Annotated in this window: 19 protein-coding genes; 3 read left to right on the top strand and 16 right to left on the bottom strand. The window is 52.5% G+C overall.

Annotated elements, in window-relative coordinates; all coding sequences use genetic code 11:
- Positions 1 to 52 precede the first annotated feature (52 nt).
- The 14 genes from ptsG to yceD form a co-directional block, all read right to left on the bottom strand.
- Positions 53 to 1,486, bottom strand: a complete 1,434-nt coding sequence (gene ptsG, locus OGX83_RS08710; protein ID WP_003836725.1) for a PTS glucose transporter subunit IIBC — start codon at positions 1,484 to 1,486, stop codon at positions 53 to 55.
- Positions 1,487 to 1,902: 416 nt separating this feature from the next.
- Positions 1,903 to 2,700 carry a metal-dependent hydrolase gene (locus OGX83_RS08715; RefSeq protein ID WP_020996495.1) on the bottom strand — a complete coding sequence of 266 codons (798 nt, stop codon included), beginning with the start codon at positions 2,698 to 2,700 and terminating at the stop codon, positions 1,903 to 1,905.
- 10 nt (positions 2,701 to 2,710) lie between these two features.
- On the bottom strand, positions 2,711 to 3,715 hold the full coding sequence (holB, locus tag OGX83_RS08720; RefSeq protein ID WP_286587816.1) for a DNA polymerase III subunit delta': 1,005 nt from the start codon (positions 3,713 to 3,715) through the stop codon (positions 2,711 to 2,713).
- A complete protein-coding gene (tmk, locus tag OGX83_RS08725) occupies positions 3,712 to 4,353 on the bottom strand; it encodes a dTMP kinase (RefSeq protein ID WP_008784374.1) in 642 nt (213 codons plus the stop codon). The genes holB and tmk overlap by 4 nt, the downstream gene beginning before the upstream one ends.
- A complete protein-coding gene (gene yceG, locus OGX83_RS08730; protein ID WP_008784373.1) occupies positions 4,343 to 5,365 on the bottom strand; it encodes a cell division protein YceG in 1,023 nt (340 codons plus the stop codon). Before yceG ends, tmk begins: the two co-directional genes overlap by 11 nt.
- Positions 5,366 to 5,367: 2 nt before the next feature.
- Positions 5,368 to 6,177, bottom strand: a complete 810-nt coding sequence (gene pabC / locus OGX83_RS08735) for an aminodeoxychorismate lyase (RefSeq protein ID WP_048214459.1) — start codon at positions 6,175 to 6,177, stop codon at positions 5,368 to 5,370.
- Positions 6,178 to 6,312: 135 nt separating this feature from the next.
- Positions 6,313 to 7,554, bottom strand: coding sequence for a beta-ketoacyl-ACP synthase II (gene fabF, locus OGX83_RS08740; protein ID WP_003036260.1), 1,242 nt, complete (start codon positions 7,552 to 7,554; stop codon positions 6,313 to 6,315).
- Between the two features lie 85 nt (positions 7,555 to 7,639).
- Entirely contained in the window at positions 7,640 to 7,876 is a 237-nt protein-coding gene (gene acpP / locus OGX83_RS08745; RefSeq protein WP_000103754.1) for an acyl carrier protein, read from the bottom strand.
- Between the two features lie 154 nt (positions 7,877 to 8,030).
- Positions 8,031 to 8,765: a 3-oxoacyl-ACP reductase FabG gene (gene fabG / locus OGX83_RS08750; RefSeq protein ID WP_003036255.1), complete on the bottom strand. Its 735-nt coding sequence runs from the start codon at positions 8,763 to 8,765 to the stop codon at positions 8,031 to 8,033.
- 12 nt (positions 8,766 to 8,777) lie between these two features.
- On the bottom strand, positions 8,778 to 9,707 hold the full coding sequence (fabD, locus tag OGX83_RS08755) for an ACP S-malonyltransferase (protein ID WP_003832182.1): 930 nt from the start codon (positions 9,705 to 9,707) through the stop codon (positions 8,778 to 8,780).
- Positions 9,708 to 9,722: 15 nt separating this feature from the next.
- Complete coding sequence (gene fabH / locus OGX83_RS08760; protein WP_003832181.1) at positions 9,723 to 10,676, bottom strand: beta-ketoacyl-ACP synthase III; 954 nt, start codon at positions 10,674 to 10,676, stop codon at positions 9,723 to 9,725.
- A 77-nt stretch (positions 10,677 to 10,753) separates the two neighbouring features.
- Complete coding sequence (gene plsX, locus OGX83_RS08765; protein ID WP_071846967.1) at positions 10,754 to 11,833, bottom strand: phosphate acyltransferase PlsX; 1,080 nt, start codon at positions 11,831 to 11,833, stop codon at positions 10,754 to 10,756.
- A 123-nt stretch (positions 11,834 to 11,956) separates the two neighbouring features.
- Positions 11,957 to 12,130, bottom strand: a complete 174-nt coding sequence (gene rpmF, locus OGX83_RS08770) for a 50S ribosomal protein L32 (protein ID WP_003036242.1) — start codon at positions 12,128 to 12,130, stop codon at positions 11,957 to 11,959.
- A 16-nt stretch (positions 12,131 to 12,146) separates the two neighbouring features.
- A complete protein-coding gene (yceD, locus tag OGX83_RS08775; protein WP_003036239.1) occupies positions 12,147 to 12,668 on the bottom strand; it encodes a 23S rRNA accumulation protein YceD in 522 nt (173 codons plus the stop codon).
- A 197-nt stretch (positions 12,669 to 12,865) separates the two neighbouring features.
- Between yceD and OGX83_RS08780 the strand changes: the two genes are divergently transcribed.
- Positions 12,866 to 13,450 (top strand): Maf family protein, encoded by a 585-nt coding sequence (locus tag OGX83_RS08780; RefSeq protein WP_003832177.1) that lies wholly within the window; start codon positions 12,866 to 12,868, stop codon positions 13,448 to 13,450.
- Positions 13,451 to 13,532: 82 nt separating this feature from the next.
- On the opposite strand, the gene rluC is transcribed toward OGX83_RS08780, so the two are convergent.
- Complete coding sequence (rluC, locus tag OGX83_RS08785) at positions 13,533 to 14,486, bottom strand: 23S rRNA pseudouridine(955/2504/2580) synthase RluC (RefSeq protein ID WP_003036228.1); 954 nt, start codon at positions 14,484 to 14,486, stop codon at positions 13,533 to 13,535.
- Between the two features lie 574 nt (positions 14,487 to 15,060).
- Here rluC and rne point away from each other — a divergent pair.
- Positions 15,061 to 18,324 (top strand): ribonuclease E, encoded by a 3,264-nt coding sequence (gene rne / locus OGX83_RS08790; RefSeq protein WP_286587820.1) that lies wholly within the window; start codon positions 15,061 to 15,063, stop codon positions 18,322 to 18,324.
- Positions 18,325 to 18,364: 40 nt separating this feature from the next.
- On the opposite strand, the gene OGX83_RS08795 is transcribed toward rne, so the two are convergent.
- Positions 18,365 to 19,312 (bottom strand): LysR family transcriptional regulator, encoded by a 948-nt coding sequence (locus tag OGX83_RS08795; RefSeq protein WP_502873518.1) that lies wholly within the window; start codon positions 19,310 to 19,312, stop codon positions 18,365 to 18,367.
- A gap of 99 nt (positions 19,313 to 19,411) precedes the next feature.
- Here OGX83_RS08795 and OGX83_RS08800 point away from each other — a divergent pair, with 99 nt between their 5' ends.
- On the top strand, positions 19,412 to 20,611 hold the full coding sequence (locus tag OGX83_RS08800) for an MFS transporter (RefSeq protein ID WP_286587824.1): 1,200 nt from the start codon (positions 19,412 to 19,414) through the stop codon (positions 20,609 to 20,611).
- The last annotated feature ends 43 nt before the right edge of the window (positions 20,612 to 20,654 follow it).

Raw genomic sequence — 20,654 nt, forward strand, 5'->3', positions numbered from 1 at the left:
AATAAAAAAGGCAGCCCGCAGGCTGCCTTAGTTCTCCCCAACTTCTTACTGCTTAGCTGTTACGGATGTACTCATCCATTTCAGTTTTCAGGTTATCGGACTTAGTCCCGAAGATAGCCTGAACACCGGAACCAGCTACCACAACGCCTGCCGCACCCAGTTTCTTCAGGCCAGCCTGATCCACTTTAGCAACGTCAGCCACGCTGACACGCAGACGAGTGATGCACGCATCGAGGTTAGTGATGTTTTCTTTACCGCCGAATGCAGCAACCAGAGCCGGAGCCATTTCACCGGTCGCACCTGCTTTGCTGTCTTCGGTAGCATCTTCACGACCTGGCGTTTTCAGGTCCAGCGCTTTGATCAGCACACGGAAGATGGTGTAGTAAACAATCGCATAACCGATACCGACAATCGGGAACAGCCACAGTTTGCTGCTGTTACCGGACAGAACGATAAAGTCGATCAGACCGTGGGAGAACGACGTACCGTCGCGCATACCCAGCAGGATACAGATCGGGAATGCCAGACCAGCCAGAATCGCGTGGATGATGTACAGGATCGGCGCCACGAACATGAAGGAGAACTCGATCGGCTCGGTAATACCGGTCAGGAACGAGGTCAGCGCCGCGGAGATCATGATACCGCCCACTTTCGCGCGGTTTTCTGGTTTAGCAGAGTGCCAGATAGCGATAGCAGCAGCCGGCAGACCGTACATTTTGAACAGGAAGCCACCGGACAGTTTGCCCGCAGTCGGGTCACCCGCCATATAGCGAGGAATATCACCGTGGAACACCTGACCCGCAGCGTTGGTGTATTCACCGATCTGCATCTGGAATGGAACGTTCCAGATATGGTGCAGACCAAACGGTACCAGGCAGCGCTCAATGAAGCCATAGATACCGAACGCCACGACCGGGTTCTGGTATGCAGCCCACTGAGAGAACGTCTGAATAGCAGTACCAATCGGCGGCCAAATGAAGGACAGAACCACACCTGTGAAGATGGCAGCCAGACCAGAAATGATAGGAACGAAGCGCTTACCCGCAAAGAAGCCAAGATACTCAGGCAATTTGATACGGTAGAAACGGTTGAACATATACGCTGCAATCGCACCGGAGATAATCCCCCCGAGAACACCCGTATCAGCAAGGTGTTTAGCGGCGATCTCTTCAGCAGGTAAATGCAGAACCAGCGGCGCAACAACAGCCATGGTCTTAACCATGATGCCGTAAGCAACAACGGATGCCAGTGCAGATACACCGTCATTATTAGTGAAGCCTAACGCAACACCGATAGCAAAAATCAGCGGCATGTTCGCAAAAACAGAACCGCCTGCTTCTGCCATTACGTGCGATACAACGGCTGGCAGCCAGCTGAAGTTAGCGGAACCGACGCCCAGCAGGATACCTGCAATCGGGAGTACGGATACCGGCAGCATCAGCGATTTACCGACCTTTTGCAGGTTAGCAAATGCATTCTTAAACATAATTAGGAGTGCTCCTGAGTATTTGTGCTTATACACTTCATCCTTCAAACCGCCTCAGGGCGGGCTGCGCTCGCTCATCCCAGTCACTTACTCTAGTAAGCTCCTGCAATTCACTCACTTGCCGCCTTGATGCAGCTTGATTGACTTTGTGTATTCTACGTTCTCACGCATTGGCGAGGGGGGAGAACCTCGCCGTGTACAGGGCATCTAAGTACCCTTTATTTATTACACAGAGTAAAATAATTCAGTTTGTTTTTGTTTGACGGCTATCACAGTTCAGTCGTGAATGGCCGCAAAATCCGCACATTCCGATAAAATGCGTTTCTGAATGTGTCAAACTGATTATTCACCGCCCATTTTGTGGCGGTGAACTTTACTCGCATTAGTGATTAATTACGAGCTTTAAAAAAAGTCAGTTAACGAACAGATTGCAGGCGAGAAGCGTCGATGTGAAACAGGCGGGCAAAGTTATCAGTGGTTGCCTGCGCCAGTTCTTCAACGGCAACACCTTTCACTACGGCCATGTACTCTGCAACGTCACGAGTCATGGCGGGCTGGTTCTCTTTTCCACGATGCGGTACAGGCGCAAGGTAGGGAGAATCCGTCTCGACCAATAACCGGTCCAGAGGAACATAGCGGGCGGCATCACGGAGCTGCTCTGCATTTCGGAACGTGACGATGCCGGAAAACGAGATATAGAATCCAAGGTCCAGTAATTTGCCCGCCGTTTCTCTGTCCTCTGTAAAACAGTGTAGTACGCCGCCACAATCCGTCACTTTTTCTTCGCGCAGAATAGACAGCGTATCGGCTCGCGCATCGCGGGTATGCACGATAACCGGCTTCTGTAACTCACGGCCGATCTGAATATGGTGGATAAAAGATTCCTGCTGGCGCACCTTTGTTTCCGGCGTGTAAAAATAGTCCAGCCCGGTTTCTCCCATCGCCACAACCCCCTCTTCGGCGGCAAAACGACGCAGGTCCTCAACATCATAGGTTTCATCCTGATTTAACGGATGCACGCCGCAAGAGAAAACGACATTGTCACGCTCACCGACCAGTTCGCGCATACTGCGATATCCAGGCAGAGTTGTCGCGACGGCAAGACAGAATTTCACATCACGTGCGGCCGCTTTTGCCAGCACGTCATCCACGTCCTTATGCAGAGATTGATAATCCAGGCCATCAAGATGGCAGTGTGAGTCGACTAAAAACATAATGTCTCTCTCAAAGATGGGGAACAGGCAGTACGGTGCCTGGTTGCAGGTAATGCTCAATACGAAGAATAAGATCGGTTAACACCAGCTCACGGTTTACGCCTGTTACGTTCAGCAGTTGCTGACGACAATGACAAACGTCACCGAGTATCGCCTGTATCTGGGCAACGGATAACCGTTCTGCGATAGAAGATATCAGGTCCAGCGCATCAGGATTCGTTAAATAGGAAACGCCATACGGACGTTTCAACGCATCGGTCAACAACGTTGCCAGCCAGTGTAAACGAGCGGCAGCCTGATCGTGGTTTAACGCCGCGAGCAGTATATACCAGTCGCCTGTGTTTAATGTGTTCACCAGTGCCGCACAAAAATCTGTGCGGTGCGCCCAGCTTTCAGCCTGTAACAACGTGAGTGCCGCGCCTGGCGAACCTGCACTCAGGCGTAACGCGCTCAGCAGCGCTTCTGACGATGCAGTCACCTCACGAGCAAGCCAGGAGATCGCATACGACTCCGGAGGTGGCGCAAGATGATGTAACCGGCAACGACTGCGTAATGTCGCCAGCAAGCGAGCTGGCTCTGTGCTGGCGAGGAAAAACCAGGTTTGTGCAGGGGGTTCTTCCAGCGTTTTCAGCAAGGCGTTGGCGGCGGCATCGGTTAACTGGGCAGCATCCGGGATCCACACGACCTTCGCACCGCCGAGACGCGAATGCTCGTACAGCTTTTCACTGACTTCGCGTACCGCATCAACCCCGAGCGTGCTTTTGCCTTTTTCCGGCAGCAGCGAATAGTAGTCAGGGTGCGTCCCCGCCTGCATTAGCTGACAGCCGCGGCACTGTCCGCAGCTTTTATGCCCTTCCGGCTGCTGGCACATTAAATAGCGGCTGAGGGCGTAAATCAGCGCGTCGTCGCCCATTCCGGGTAACGCCTGAATCAGTAACGCATGGTGACCACGACCAGCCTGGTAGCTGGCTACCAGTTTTTCAAAATCCGGTCGTAACCATGGGTACCATTTCATGCGCCCTGCTCCTTCACCCATTGGGTGATGGTATGACGGATATCAGCCATCACAGCCTCCAACGGCTGCGTAGCATCTATAGTACGAATGCTGGTGTCTTTGGCAGCCAGCTCAAGATAGCGCGCGCGAGTACGATTAAAGAAGTCGAAAGATTCCTGCTCAATACGATCCAGCTCGCCGCGGGCACGGGCACGCTTCAACCCGACTTCTGGCGTCACATCCAGATAGATCGTCAGGTCCGGGCGAAAATCACCAAGCACCGCATCGCGCAGGGTTGCCAGCATGTTTTGATCGATACCGCGTCCGCCGCCCTGATACGCCTGGGTCGACAGATCGTGACGATCGCCAATTACCCACGCGCCTTTCGCCAGTGCAGGTTTAATAACGGTTTCGACCAACTGTACACGCGCCGCGTAAAACATCAGAACTTCGGCTTTATCGGTAATGACCTCGTCACCGACCGATTTAATATCCAGCACCAGACTTCTTAGTTTCTCAGCCAGCTGCGTTCCACCAGGTTCACGGGTGAAAACCATGTCACGAATACCGAGTTGCTCAAGTGTCTCCACCACCACGTTACGCGCGGTGGTTTTTCCGGCGCCTTCCAGGCCTTCAATGACGATATAGTTACTGCCCATTTTTTTCCTTAAGCACTTTCAGGTAATCCTGCACGGACCGGTTATGGCTGGCAAGATTGGTGTTAAACGTGTGGCCGCCTTTACCGTCAGCCACAAAATAGAGATACGGCGTTTTTGCCGGATGCGCCGCGGCCTGCAATGAAGCCTCTCCCGGCATGGCAATCGGGCCTGGCGGCAGTCCCGTAATGGTATAGGTGTTATAGGCGGTCGGGGTGTCTAAATCCACACGCGACAATTTGCCATTATACCGTGTACCCATCCCGTAAATCACGGTCGGATCGGTTTGTAAACGCATACCGATACGTAAGCGGTTAATAAAGACCGAAGCCACCTGGTCGCGCTCGCTGGCAACCGCAGTTTCTTTTTCAATAATAGAAGCCATGGTTACCAGCTGATTTTTGTCCTGATAAGGCAGGCCATCAGCGCGCCCCTCCCAGACAGTATCCACCGCTTTAACCATTTTCTGATGCGCGCGTTTTAGCAACGCTACGTCAGTAGTATTGGCGGTATACATCCAGGTATCTGGCCAGAACCAGCCCTCCACCCATTGCGGGTTTTCCAGCTTCAGCGCCTCGGCCACGGTCTCATAGCTATCGTCGCTCAGCGTATGTTTGATATACGGGGCATCACGCAGCTGTTTGAGGTAATCGCTCAGGCGCATCCCTTCAACCAGACGTAACGGGAACTGCGCCTCTTTGCCGCTTTCCAGCAGTTGCAGCATGTCCCGCACCGTCATGTCAGGCGTGAAGCGATATGTTCCGGCCTTAAAATGCGACAGCTCGGGCTCCACACGCAGCAGCCACTGGAACACGCGCGGACGATTGATAACTTTGTCTGCATACAGCTGTTCGCCGAGAGCCAGACGGCCCGTCCCCGCTTTCAGCGTAAAAATCGTTTCTTCTTTAATCAATAATTTGCTGTCCGCCAGATGGCGAACTTTCCACATTCCCACTCCAGCGGCAATGCCCAGCACAACCAGCAATAACAGGACAACAAGTAACAGTTTTTTCATGACTAATTCGGGTGCTCACAAAGTGGGGCTAAATAATCGAATAACAAACGTGAAGACAACAACGTGTCGCCACAGGCACGCACGGGAATAATGGGCATTAACGCGTTACAGACGACGATTTCATCAGCCTGCATTATCTCCTCCAACCCGGCATACACTTCGACAATACTGAATGGCGATTGTGCCAGCATCCGGATACAGAATTGTCGCATAATACCGTTCACTCCGGCCTGGTCCAGCCGGGGCGTGTAAACCACATCGCCTTTACGCCAGAACAAATTAGCCGCACAGCATTCCGTAACCCATCCCTCGCTGTCAAGAACCAGCGCTTCATCGGCGTCCGTCTGTTCAAGATGAGAGCGAATCAACACCTGCTCCAGTCGATTCAGGTGTTTAAGCCCGGCAAGCAGTGGATTACGTCCCAGCCGAACAGGGCTTAGCGCCAGCGTAATGCCTTCTTGCCGCCAACGATCGTAATGATCGGGCCAGGCTGAAACGGAGAGGATGCGTGTGGCACTATGACAATTTTTGCCACTGTAACCCCGGCCTCCACTGCCACGGCTGATAATCACTTTCAACACACCGCGTACGTGCCCTTTCGCCAGCATTTTCATTTCATTTTGCAGCTCGGACCAATCTTCAAAAGAGATCAGCAGTTTTTGGCAAGCGTCTTGTAAACGCTCAAGATGCGCTGCAAAGAGAGGGATTTCACCGTCGATAATACAGGCAGTGGTAAAACAGCCATCACCAAATTGGGTCGCTCGATCGCTTGCGGCCAGCATATCTTGCTCGCAGCCATTAATTAAGAACATGGTGGCTCCTTATTTCTGGTCCGCTAGTTTGGCAGGATGAGTAACGCAGGACAAGGGCGGAAAACCGAATAAAAAAAGGCCCGACAAGCGGACCTTTTCAATTTGCTATCGATGCTAGCGCATCACCTGACGGACTTAAATCTTTTTAAAGATCAAAGAGCCGTTGGTACCACCGAAGCCAAAGGAGTTACACAGCGCATACTCCAGACCACTAACCTGACGCGCTTCGTGAGGTACGAAGTCCAGGTCACAACCTTCATCCGGGTTATCCAGGTTGATGGTTGGCGGAATAGCCTGATCGCGCAGCGCCAGGATAGAGAAAATAGACTCTACCGCGCCCGCCGCACCCAACAGGTGTCCGGTCATGGATTTGGTGGAGCTTACCATCACACGGCTTGCCGCATCGCCAAAGACAGATTTCACTGCCTGGGTTTCAGCTTTATCGCCTGCAGGCGTAGACGTACCATGTGCGTTGACATAGCCGATCTGACCCGCTTCGATAGCCGCATCGCGCAGTGCGTTGACCATTGCCAGCGCAGCGCCTGCACCGTTTTCCGGTGGCGACGTCATGTGGTAAGCATCGCTGCTCATACCGAAGCCAACGACTTCAGCATAGATTTTTGCACCGCGCGCTTTCGCATGCTCGTACTCTTCCAGTACCACCATGCCAGCACCGTCGCCCAGCACAAAGCCGTCACGCTCTTTGTCCCATGGGCGGCTTGCCGCTTGCGGGTTATCATTACGCGTAGACAGTGCACGTGCCGCGCCAAAGCCACCCACACCCAACGGCGTACTGGCTTTTTCAGCACCACCCGCAACCATCGCGTCTGCATCGCCGTATGCAATGATACGTGCGGCATGACCGATGTTATGCACGCCTGAAGTACAGGCTGTCGCAATGGAGATGCTTGGCCCTTGCAGGCCGTACATGATGGTCAGGTGACCAGCCACCATGTTAACAATCGTCGACGGAACGAAGAACGGGCTGATCTTACGCGGTCCACCGTTTACCAGTGAGGTATGGTTTTCTTCGATAAGACCGAGACCGCCAATACCAGAGCCGATAGCGGCGCCAATACGATGAGCGTTCTCTTCCGTAATTTCGAGGCCAGAATCCTGCATGGCCTGAACGCCAGCGACAATTCCATATTGAATGAAGGCATCCATCTTGCGCTGCTCTTTGCGCGAGATAATGTCTTCACAGTTAAAATCCTTTACTAAGCCAGCAAATTTCGTTGCATAGGCGCTAGTATCGAAATGGTCGATCAGGCTGATGCCACTCTGACCGGCAAGGAGAGCTTTCCAGGTAGACTCTACGGTATTGCCGACAGGAGACAACATGCCCAGTCCGGTCACAACTACACGACGCTTAGACACGGTTGTCCTCCAGGGAGGGAAAATAATTCAAGTGGGATAAAAAGATAAAACTCAGGCGGTCGAATGACCGCCTGGAGATGTTCACTTACGCCTGGTGGCCGTTGATGTAATCAATGGCAGCCTGAACGGTAGTGATTTTCTCAGCTTCTTCGTCCGGAATCTCAGTATCAAACTCTTCTTCCAGAGCCATTACCAGCTCAACGGTGTCAAGAGAATCTGCGCCCAGGTCTTCAACGAAGGAAGCATTGTTGGTTACTTCTTCCTGCTTAACGCCCAGCTGTTCGCCGATAATTTTCTTAACGCGTTCTTCGATAGTGCTCATACTCTTAAATTTCCTATCAAAACTCGCTTTCGCGATGGTTTTCGTAGTGTATAAAATGTTGAAAAATTTGCAACTAAATCCCGGCAGGTCTTACCACGATTTTACGTTATTTTGAGGCCAAGACCTACAATAACGCAAATATTTTTCATCGTGGTTAAACCATGTACATCCCGCCGTTGACGTGCAAAGTCTCACCTGTGATGTAACTTGCTTCGTCAGAAGCTAAAAATGCAACCGCACTGGCGATTTCCTGAGCGCCACCGAGGCGACCCGCAGGAACCTGCGCCAGAATACCCGCACGCTGATCATCAGACAGCGCACGCGTCATGTCCGTTTCAATAAAGCCCGGAGCAACAACGTTTACAGTAATGCCACGAGACGCAACTTCGCGCGCCAGTGATTTACTGAAGCCGATCAGACCCGCTTTCGCCGCAGCGTAGTTAGCCTGACCCGCATTTCCCATGGTACCAACCACAGAACCGATAGTGATAATACGCCCATGACGCTTTTTCATCATAGCTCGCATTACCGCTTTTGACAGACGGAAAACAGATGACAGGTTGGTTTCGATGATATCGTTCCACTCGTCATCTTTCATGCGCATTAACAGGTTATCACGAGTAATCCCGGCATTATTGACCAGGATATCGACTTCACCAAATTCTGCGCGAATATTTTCCAGAACAGATTCGATAGATGCCGGATCGGTCACATTCAACATCAGACCTTTACCATTTGCACCTAAGTAATCGCTAATGGCCTGCGCGCCGCTTTCGCTGGTAGCAGTACCGATAACTTTCGCGCCACGGGCAACAAGTGTCTCAGCAATTGCGCGGCCAATGCCACGGCTTGCACCGGTAACCAGCGCGATTTTTCCTTCAAAACTCATGGTCTTCCTCTTTTATTGCTCTAGCGCCGCAGACAATGCCGCCGGCTCATTCAGTGCCGAAGCAGTCAGGGTGTCAACAATACGTTTCGTCAGGCCGGTCAGAACTTTACCCGGACCGACTTCATACAGGTGCTCTACGCCCTGGGATGCCATAAATTCAACGGTTTTAGTCCACTGAACCGGGCTATACAGCTGACGAACCAGCGCATCGCGAATTGCGTCTGCCGTAGTTTCACACTTCACGTCGACGTTGTTCACAACCGGAACAGTCGGTGCGTTAAAGGTGATTTTCTGCAGCTCAACGGCCAGTTTCTCAGCGGCAGGCTTCATCAGCGCGCAGTGAGAAGGAACGCTGACTGGCAGCGGCAGCGCACGCTTAGCGCCCGCGGCTTTACAGGCAGCACCAGCACGTTCTACGGCTTCTTTATGCCCGGCAATAACCACCTGACCCGGTGAGTTAAAGTTTACCGGTGAAACCACCTGGCCTTCGGCAGACTCTTCGCACGCTTTAGCGATAGCAGCATCGTCCAGACCGATAATAGCAGACATGCCGCCAGTGCCTTCCGGAACCGCTTCCTGCATGAATTTGCCACGCAGTTCAACCAGACGTACGGCATCGGCAAAACCGATAACACCCGCACATACCAGAGCAGAATATTCGCCCAGGCTATGACCCGCCATCAGCGCAGGTGTTTTACCCCCCTGCTGCTGCCATACGCGATAAAGCGCAACGGATGCGGTCAACAGCGCGGGCTGCGTCTGCCAGGTTTTATTCAGTTCTTCAGCCGGACCTTGCTGAGTCAACGCCCACAGATCATAGCCCAGTGCAGCTGATGCTTCAGCAAATGTTTCTTCAACAATTGGGTAGTTTGCTGCCATTTCAGACAACATCCCAACGGTCTGGGAACCCTGCCCCGGAAACACAAATGCAAATTGCGTCATGTTTAAATCCTTATACTAGAAACGAACCAGCGCGGAGCCCCAGGTGAATCCACCCCCGAAGGCTTCAAGCAATATCAACTGCCCAGCTTTAATACGCCCGTCGCGGACGGCTTCGTCCAGCGCGCACGGTACGGAGGCAGCAGAGGTATTACCATGTCTGTCGAGCGTCACGACAACATTATCCATCGACATACCCAGCTTTTTAGCTGTCGCGCTGATAATGCGCAGGTTAGCCTGATGCGGCACCAGCCAGTCCAGCGCAGAACGGTCGAGATTATTGGCTTCCAGCGTTTCATCAACGATGTGCGCAAGCTCGGTCACCGCGACTTTAAATACTTCGTTACCCGCCATCGTCAGGTGGATCGGGTTTTCCGGGTTCACGCGATCGGCGTTAGGCAGCGTCAACAGTTCGCCGTAGCGACCGTCAGCGTGCAGATGCGTGGAGAGAATGCCTGGCTCTTCTGATGCGCTCAGTACAACCGCACCAGCCCCATCACCGAAAATGATGATCGTTCCGCGATCGGTTGGATCGCAGGTACGGGCCAGGACATCGGAGCCAACGACCAGAGCATGCTTAACTGCGCCAGATTTAACGTACTGGTCGGCAACGCTCAGGGCGTAAGTGAAGCCAGCACAAGCGGCTGCAACGTCAAACGCCGGACAGCCTTTGATCCCCAGCATACTTTGGATCTGGCACGCCGCGCTTGGAAATGCGTGAGTGGATGATGTGGTAGCAACCACAATCAGACCAATTTGTTCTTTGTCGATGCCCGCCATTTCAATCGCACGGTTTGCGGCGGCAAAGCCCATCGTCGCAACTGTTTCATTTGGCGCTGCAATATGGCGTTCACGGATACCTGTACGAGTGACGATCCACTCATCAGACGTCTCAACCATTTTTTCCAAATCGGCGTTAGTACGCACTTGTTCAGGCAGATAGCTGCCAGTACCAATAATCTTCGTATACATGTACGCTCAGTCACTTTTTGGTTATATACCGCTACGAGCAAATCGCTGATACGTTGGCCACATTCACAAACGCACCGTTATCTGTGTGCTCGTGATTTTGCGCTTTCGCCACCGTCCAGCAGTTCGAATCCAGCTGGGTATACAGATTCCAGGCGAGCGGCAATTCGCTGAGGAACTTGTCGCTGCACCGCCTGCACTGCCTGTTCAATCGCGACTTCAAATGCTCGCTGATTGGCCGCACCATGACTCTTAATCACCGTGCCGCGCAATCCTAACAGACAGGCGCCATTATACTGGTCGGGGTTGAGGTGACTAAATCGCCTTGTCAGGCTTTTTTGTAACCAACGTTTTAATAACAGAAGCCACCACGACCGTTTTTTGCCCTCACCCTGAGATTTCAGCAGTGAAAGGAACATTCTGACAACACCTTCCATCGTCTTTAATGTGACATTACCTGTAAACCCGTCACAGACCAACACATCGGTTTTGCCAGTCAGTAACTCATTGGCTTCAAGATAGCCGATATAATTAATGGAAGGGATTGTTTTTAGCACAGCTGAAGCATCTCGAATACTGTCGAGACCTTTCGTTTCTTCTTCGCCGATGTTGAGTAACGCTACGCGAGGATTGGCAATGCCAACAACCTCTTCTGCCAGCACGGAACCCATGACGGCAAATTGCACCAACATCGTGCTATCACAATCTACGTTGGCGCCCAAATCCAGCACCACCGTTTTGCCCTTTTGCTGATGGGGTAACACCGTCACCAACGCAGGACGCTCAATCCCCTCAAGAGGTTTGAGCAATAACTTCGCAAGTCCCATGAGTGCGCCCGTATTACCGGCGCTGACACAAGCTTGTGCCTGACCTTCTTTCACGAGCTCCAGGGCAACACGCATTGAGCTTCCACGACTGGCGCGAATAGCTTGCGAGGGCCGGGCATCACTGGCAATAACTGACTGAGCAGGGATAATCTGCAGACGCGAACGTTGTTCGAAGTCAGCTTTGGCAAGTAATGGCGTGATTGTATCGGGATCCCCGACTAAAAGAAGTGTGAGTTGCGAATTAGAATTCAGTGCCTGCAATGCTGCAGGCACTGTCACGGTAGGGCCAAAATCTCCCCCCATGACATCTAACGCCAGGGTTAGACGTGTCAAGGTATCGTCGCTGCCCGGTTAGGTGTTTCCCCAGTCACCCGGGGAAAGCCTCACTAAGCTTCATCACGCGTTCACTCTTTGTCTTTCTCACCAGAAGTGGGAAAGCCATTGAGTCATGCGTGATTACTTAGCGATTACCTTACGGCCACGGTAGAAACCGTCGGCAGTGATGTGGTGACGCAGGTGTTGTTCACCAGAAGTTTTGTCTACAGACAGGCTGGTGACTGCGGTCAGAGCGTCATGAGAACGACGCATGCCACGTTTGGAACGGGTTGGTTTATTCTGTTGTACGGCCATGGACCTTACTCCTCAATTACTTACGCTTTAAGCTGGCTAATACGGCAAATGGGTTTGGTTTTTGCGCTTCATCAGGCAATTCGCCAAAGACCATGTCCGCCTCGGACACTTCACAGTGTTCAGAATCATGCACCGGAACTACCGGCAAGGAGAGGATAATCTCATCTTCAACCATTGCAAGCAGATCGATTTCACCGAATTCGTTAACCTCAATCGGCTCATACGCTTCCGGGAGTGCTTCAGCCTGCTCGTCAGAACGGACAGGACTAAAACAATATGTTGTGTGAACATGAAGTGGGAACGGTTTCCCGCAACGCTGACATTCGAGCGTAACCGATACCTTCGCATCACCGGTTATAACGGCGAGACGCTGGTTATCGATAGCGAACGACATGGAGCATTCCACATCACTGTCCACACTGACTACAGAATCGGCGACGCGCTCAACCAGATCAGAAGTATAGATACCTTCATAATCGAGGCGTTTTTGAGCCGTACGAACCGGATCAAGAGTCAGGGGTAATTTTACCTTTTGCATAGGGCGCGCATATTAACTTTGTAACGTCATATAGTCAAAGAAAAAGGCAGCCTGTGGTTGCCTTTTGCCAATAATTCGCACACATTGCGGGTCATCGACTTAAAATCACTCAAGACAAGCCACTACAGCCAGCTTGTAGGTCGAAGTCCATAGTTTAAAATGGCTCTCATCAATACGCTATATGCGAGGGAAAAAATATGCCTCAACTTATTCTTGCTTCTACCTCCCCCTGGCGTCGCGCTTTACTCGAAAAACTGGCAATCCCGTTTGAATGCGCTGCGCCAGAGGTTGATGAAACGCCGTTGCCCGGCGAAGCACCACGCCATTTAGTCTTGCGACTGGCGCAGAAAAAAGCGCAATCTCTCGCCCACCGTTACCCATCGCATCTGATTATTGGCTCCGATCAAATTTGTGTTCTTGATGGTGAAATAACCGGCAAACCATTAACTGAAGAAAATGCGCGCCAACAATTACTCAAAGCCCGTGGCAATATTGTGACGTTTTACACCGGACTGGCGCTGTATAATTCTGCGACCGGACATTTACAAACCGAAGTAGAACCTTTTGACGTGCATTTCCGTCATTTAAGCGAGGCGGAAATTGATGATTATCTGCGCAAAGAGCGCCCGCTCCATTGTGCAGGTAGCTTCAAAAGTGAAGGGTTAGGTATTGCACTCTTTGAACGCCTGGAGGGTCGTGACCCAAATACCCTGATCGGTTTGCCGCTTATCGCGTTGTGTCAAATGCTGCGGCGGGAAGAGATGAACCCGTTGAATGCCTGATTGATCTGCCTGATGGCGACGCGATGCGTCTTATCAGGCCTACGGTGCATCACACGATTGTAGGCCTGATAAGCAACGCGCATCAGGCTTTACTACGTAAAACCTCGAGGCAGCGCTTCAATTGCTTATCCATCGGCGCTTCAATACGCATCACTTCACCCGTTCCCGGATGGGTAAATTTCAACGCTGCGGCGTGCAGGAAAAGTCGATTCAACCCCGTATCCGCCAGTTGCTTATCGAACTCACGGTCACCGTAGCGATCGTCAAAAGCAATTGGATGACCGGCATACTGGGTATGCACACGAATCTGGTGCGTACGTCCGGTCACCGGGCTACAGCGCACAAGCGTGGCAAACGCATAGCGCTCTTCCACTTTAAAACGTGTTTCTGACGGTTTGCCTTCCTGGTTCACCCGCACGATACGCTCGCCGCTTTGCAGAATGTTCTTTAACAGCGGCGCCTGCACGGTTTTGACATGCGACTGCCATTGGCCTCGAACCAGCGCGAGATAGTCTTTCTGCATGCCTTTTTCACGCAGTTGTTCATGCAATGAACGCAAGGCTGAGCGCTTTTTAGCCACCAGCAAAACGCCGGAGGTATCCCGGTCGAGGCGATGCACCAGTTCAAGGAAACGCGCTTCAGGTCGCAACGCACGTAATCCTTCAATGACGCCAAAGCTTAACCCGCTTCCGCCATGTACGGCCGTACCTGAAGGTTTGTTAAGCACCAGAATGTGGTCATCTTCATATAAAATGACGTCGGTCAGCGCCGCGACCTTTTGCAGGTTCGGTGAAATGGCCTCTTCTTCACGTTCAGCGACCCGCACAGGTGGAATACGCACAATATCCCCGTCTTCGAGTTTGTACTCGGGTTTAATGCGTTTTTTATTCACCCGCACTTCGCCTTTACGCAAAATGCGATAAATCATACTTTTCGGCACGCCCTTAAGCTGGGTGCGCAAAAAGTTATCGATGCGTTGCCCTGCTTCGTCGGCAGTAATGGCAACTGTTTTTACGGCTGGAGTCTCTGTTTTCATGGGGGCCGATTTTAAATAGCCATCAAGATTCGCGCCACACATTTTTCTATGCTTATATTAACTGCTATACCTTATTACTTAAGTTTGACATAGCCGATTTGGTGGTTATTAAAGCAATCACTACGCGGAAGTGAAAAAACTGTGAGTAACCGGGTGATAAATGGCAAAAGTCATCTTGCTATAACAAGGTTAGCAGTGGAATAATGAGGTTGTTTCCGTGTTGAATCTTGTTAAAACAAGAACTTTTCCGGAATGACCCAATTTTGCCCGACCGATCATCAACGCAGCAATGGCGTAAGACGTATTGATCTTTCAGGCAGTTAGCGGGCTGCGGGTTGCAGTCCTTACCGGTAATATGGAAGCTTTTCTGGAGAGTAACACCCAGACTGTTCCCCTGATAATTGCGCTGTGTTTCCGTATGAAATACAGGCAACCGACACTCTGCGCCTCTTTGAGCTGACGATAACCGTGAGGTTGGCGACGCGAATAGACACGAGGCCATCGGTTCACACCCGGAAAGGCATTACTCTGCCCGCAGCTTAGTCGTCAATGTAAGAATAATGAGTAAGTTACGATGAAAAGAATGTTAATTAACGCAACTCAGCAGGAAGAGTTGCGTGTCGCCCTTGTAGATGGGCAACGTCTGTACGATCTGGATATCGAAAGTCCTGGACACGAACAGAAAAAAGCCAACATCTATAAAGGCAAAATTACCCGTATTGAACCGAGTCTGGAAGCTGCTTTTGTTGATTACGGCGCTGAACGTCACGGTTTCCTCCCGTTAAAAGAAATTGCCCGCGAATACTTCCCCGCTAACTACAACTCCCATGGTCGTCCCAACATTAAAGACGTGTTGCGCGAAGGTCAGGAAGTCATCGTTCAGATCGATAAAGAAGAACGCGGCAATAAAGGCGCTGCGCTGACTACCTTTATCAGCCTGGCGGGTAGTTATCTGGTTCTGATGCCGAACAACCCGCGCGCGGGCGGTATCTCCCGCCGCATTGAAGGCGACGACCGTACCGAATTAAAAGAAGCGCTGGCAAGCCTGGAACTGCCTGATGGCATGGGCCTTATCGTGCGTACCGCAGGGGTCGGCAAATCCGCCGAAGCACTGCAGTGGGACCTGAGCTTCCGCCTGAAGCACTGGGAAGCGATTCAAAAAGCCGCTGACAGCCGCCCTGCTCCGTTCCTGATCCACCAGGAAAGCAACGTTATCGTTCGCGCTTTCCGTGACTACTTACGTCAGGACATCGGCGAAATCCTTATCGATAACCCGAAAGTGATGGAGATGGCGCGTCAGCACATCGCCGCATTGGGTCGTCCGGATTTCAGCAGCAAAATCAAACTGTACACCGGCGAAATCCCGCTGTTCAGCCACTATCAGATCGAGTCTCAGATTGAATCCGCGTTCCAGCGCGAAGTGCGCCTGCCGTCCGGCGGCTCAATCGTTATTGACAGCACAGAGGCCCTGACCGCTATCGATATCAACTCCGCGCGTGCAACTCGCGGCGGCGACATCGAAGAAACTGCGTTCAACACTAACCTTGAAGCAGCCGATGAAATTGCCCGTCAGCTACGTCTGCGCGACCTCGGCGGTCTGATTGTAATCGACTTCATTGATATGACGCCGGTTCGCCACCAGCGCGCGGTTGAAAACCGTCTGCGCGAGGCCGTACGCCAGGACAGAGCGCGTATTCAGATCAGCCATATTTCTCGCTTCGGTCTGCTGGAGATGTCTCGTCAGCGTCTGAGCCCGTCTCTGGGTGAATCCAGCCATCACGTGTGCCCGCGCTGTTCCGGCACCGGTACCGTACGTGATAACGAATCACTGTCGCTGTCTATTCTGCGTCTGATCGAAGAAGAAGCACTGAAAGAAAATACGCAAGAAGTTCATGCTATTGTTCCTGTGCCAATCGCCTCTTACCTGCTTAACGAAAAACGTACCGCGGTTAATGCTATCGAAACGCGTCAGAATGGCGTGCGCTGTGTGATTGTGCCAAACGATCAGATGGAAACCCCGCACTATTCTGTGCTGCGCGTACGCAAAGGGGAAGAAACACCGACCCTGAGCTACCTGCTGCCGAAACTGCATGAAGAGGCAATGGCATTGCCGACGGAAGAAGAGTACGTCGAGCGTAAACAGCCTGAGCAACCGGCGCTGGCCACCTTCGCTATGCCAGACGTTCCGCCAGCCCCTGCTCTGCAGGAACCTGCCGCGAAAGCCACCGCGCCTAAAGCTGCAGCAGCAACCGCAGCCGTTGCCGCACAGCCCGGTTTGATTAGCCGTTTCTTTGGCGCACTGAAGTCCATCTTCGGTGGTAGCGAAGAAGTGAAACCGGTTGAACAACCTGCGCCGAAAGCTGAAGAGAAAACCGAACGCCAGCAGGATCGTCGTAAACCGCGTCAGAACAATCGTCGCGACCGTAACGATCGTCGTGATAACCGTGATAATCGCGGTGACCGCGACAACCGTAGCGAACGTTCAGAAAACGGCGAAAACCGTGAAGATAACCGCCGTAACCGTCGTCAGTCCCAGCAGCAAAATGCGGAAGCTCGCGATAACCGCCAGCAAACCACTGATGTTGCAGACAAAGCGAAATCCGGTGATGAACAGCAGGCGCCGCGTCGCGAACGTAACCGCCGTCGTAACGATGACAAGCGTCAGGCTCAGCAGGAAGTTAAAGAGCTGAACCAGGCTGAACAACCTGTGCAGGATACCGAGCAGGAAGAGCGCGTACGTCAGCCTCAAACCCGCCGCAAACAGCGTCAGTTGACTCAGAAAGTTCGTTTCACAGACAGCCCGGCGGTTGAAGCCGAAGTGGCTGCTGTTGCTGCAATCGCTGAAACTGCTGTTGCTCAACCAACAGAGCAGCCGGTACCGGCACAGCGCACCGAACTGGCGAAAGTTGATCTGCCAGCCGTCGTTGCGACTGAGCAGGAAGACAACAGCGAAGCTCGTGACTCCAACGGTATGCCGCGTCGTTCTCGCCGCTCTCCTCGCCATCTGCGCGTCAGTGGACAGCGTCGTCGTCGTTACCGTGACGAGCGTTATCCGGTTCAGTCGCCGATGCCGTTAACGGTCGCCTGTGCATCTCCTGAATTAGCGTCCGGTAAGGTTTGGATCCGCTACCCTGTTGCACGTCCTCAGGATCAGCAGGTTGAAGAACAGCGCGAACAGGAAATGGTCCAGCAGCAAGCTGCACCTGTCGCCGCAGAGCCTCAGGTTGCTGCCGCTGCCGTTGAACACATTGTGGATACCCCTGCGCCGGTTGAAACCGTGCAACCAGAGGTTGTCGTAGCTGAGCCTCAGGCCGCCGTTGTTGAAACCACACAGGTTGAAACCACGCATCCGGAAGTGATTGCGACCCCGGTCGAGGAACAACCGCAAATTATCGCTGCATCTGATGCACCCGTAGCAGAAGAAATCGCCGCTGAAGCCGAACCTGTGGTTGACGTTGTGACTGCACCGGTTGCCGAAGAGCCTGCAGAGGTTGTTATTCCCCAGCCAGAAGTGGTTGAAGAGATTACTGAGGTTGTGGAAACAGCGCCAGTTGTTGAAGAAGTTGCAGCGCCGAAAGACGTTGTTGCCGCGCCTGTCGTCGAAACTGAAGTCGTTAAGGCTGAAGTTGTCGCAGCCAGCGCTGATGCTGAACACCTGCACAGCCATGCAACCGCGCCAATGACCCGCGCTCCGGCACCGGAATATGTGCCAGAAGCGCCGCGTCATAGTGACTGGCAGCGTCCGGCATTCGCCTTTGAAGGCAAAGGTGCCGCAGGTGGACACAGCGCAACGCATCAAGCGACTGCGCCAGCAACACGTCCACAGCCTGTTGAGTAAGCCATAATCAATATCAAAGCCGGCCCTCGGGTCGGCTTTTTTATATCTGATCTACACCTTTCATCCCCGTCAGCTGCGGCATAACATCCTTCATTAGGGCCAGAAACTTGCGTAAGCGGGTCGGATAGTAACGCGCCCACGGATAAACCAAATGTACAGGCAACGGCGCCGCATGCCACTCAGGTAGCAACGCAACCAGACGTCCATTGGCAATATCCTCCGCCACCATCCAGCTTGAAACAATAGTCACTCCCAACCCCGCCAGCGCGGCATTTCTTGCGACATAAATACTGTCTGTGCTTAATCTGGGTGAAATATTCAGCGTGACTGGCTCATTACGCAATTGGTGCAACAACGAAACGCTATGCTGATAAAACGTGTTCACGGCAATCCAGGGCAGCGCTGATAACTGCTCAGGATGAGAAAGCTCGCCATATTGCTCCAGCAGTCCTGGACTCACCACCATACTACGGGGAACTTCAGCCAGTAAGACGGAAACCGTGGCCGGATCCACCTCAGCACCAACCCTGATCGCGCAATCAATATTATCGCTCAGAAAATCAACGGTTTTATCGTTGAGCATCCACTCTACTGCCAACTGGGGATAGCGCGAAAGAAACTGCAAAAGCGGCTCAAGTAGTTGTTGTTGCCCGAACGCATGCGGTGCGCGGACTCGCAACGTCCCCACCGGTTCATCTTCTGTGACATTAAGTCCATCTTCCAGCGCCAGCCAGACATCAATAATCTTCTTAGCATGCTGATAGCCTCTTTCACCATCGTCGGTCAATTTCATCGCATGCGTGGTACGCATAAGCAGTTTCACACCCAGCAGCGTTTCCAGCGATTGCAGCCGTCGGCTAACGGTCGCCTGCGTCGTCCCTATCTGTTTTGCCGCTGCCGAAAGCGATCCTGCTTCGACAATACGTACAAACGTACGCATCAGCTCCACCCTATCTATACGCTCATTTTTTATCATTTTCAGTTTCATCATACGTCTGACGTATAACTGTTTTACCACTGCGCTCGCTACCGCGCCACTCGCTTAAGGATAAAAATAGCCGCACATCCTGTGATTGAGGAATCATTTGTGAACACACATACCGCACTTTCCCGTTGGGTCATTTTTGTTCTGGCAATGGGCGCCGGATTCAGCGTGGCCGCTATCTATTACGCCCAGCCTCTTCTGCCTTTAATGGGTCAGGATCTGGCCTTAAGTCTCACCGGTATGGGGTTGGTCCCGACGCTGACCCAGGCGGGATATGCGTTAGGTATATTGTTTTTATTGCCATTAGGCGATCGTTATGACCGCCGGACATTAATCCTGCTGAAAAGCATCTCTCTTGCCGTGCTGCTGCTGGCCTGTAGCTTTACCGGTCAGTTGCATTCGCTATTACTGGTGAGCCTGCTGATGGGGATGGCGGCAACCATGGCACAAGATATTGTGCCTGCGGCGGCAATACTGGCGCCCGAAGGCAAGCAGGGAAAAACGGTGGGCACCGTGATGACGGGCCTTCTGCTGGGGATTTTACTCTCACGTACCGTCAGTGGGCTGGTGGGCGAAGCGTTTGGCTGGCGCGAGATGTATCAACTCGCTGCCGTCAGCATTGCCGTAATTACCGCGATTATGTGGAAAGTACTGCCTCGCTTTACGGTCCATTCCACGTTGAGCTATCCATCATTAATGCTCTCAATGGCGCAACTTTGGCAACGATATTCCACCTTGCGCCGCGCAGCACTGGCACAAGGCTTTCTGTCCATTGCTTTTAGCGCCTTCTGGTCTACGCTGGCGGTGATGTTATCTGAGCATTACCACATGGGTAGCGCTATAGCGGGTGCTTTTGGTATCGCGGGAGCAGCCGGAGCGCTTGCCGCACCGATGGCGGGCCATCTTGCCGATAAAGTGGGTGCGGCAAAAGTAACGCAATTGGGTGCTTTGCTGGTAACGGTATCTTTCGCACTGATGTTTTTGTTACCCGCCCTGCCCGTTCAGGGGCAGTGGCTGCTCATCGCCCTTTCGGCTGTAGGTTTTGATCTCGGATTGCAATCCAGCCTGGTTGCCCACCAGAATCTGGTCTATAGCCTGGAACCTCTGGCACGAGGACGATTGAACGCTCTGCTGTTTACGATGGTGTTTATCGGTATGGCGCTGGGTTCGGTTCTCGGAAGTCAGGTCTACGCCCTGGCCAATTGGGAAGGTGTCGTTGCGTTGGCTACCTTCAGCAGTGCAATTGCGTTGGTCATAAGACTGACGGGGAACCCGTCGCTTAGTAATACGTCGGTTGCCTAAAAAAATGCCCGCTCCGGGGTGTTAAAGGAGCGGGCAGACAAAC

Origin of the sequence: Citrobacter sp. Cpo074 (genome assembly GCF_030332745.1) — a bacterium.
In the GTDB taxonomy this organism is placed as follows: Bacteria; Pseudomonadota; Gammaproteobacteria; order Enterobacterales; family Enterobacteriaceae; genus Citrobacter; species Citrobacter portucalensis.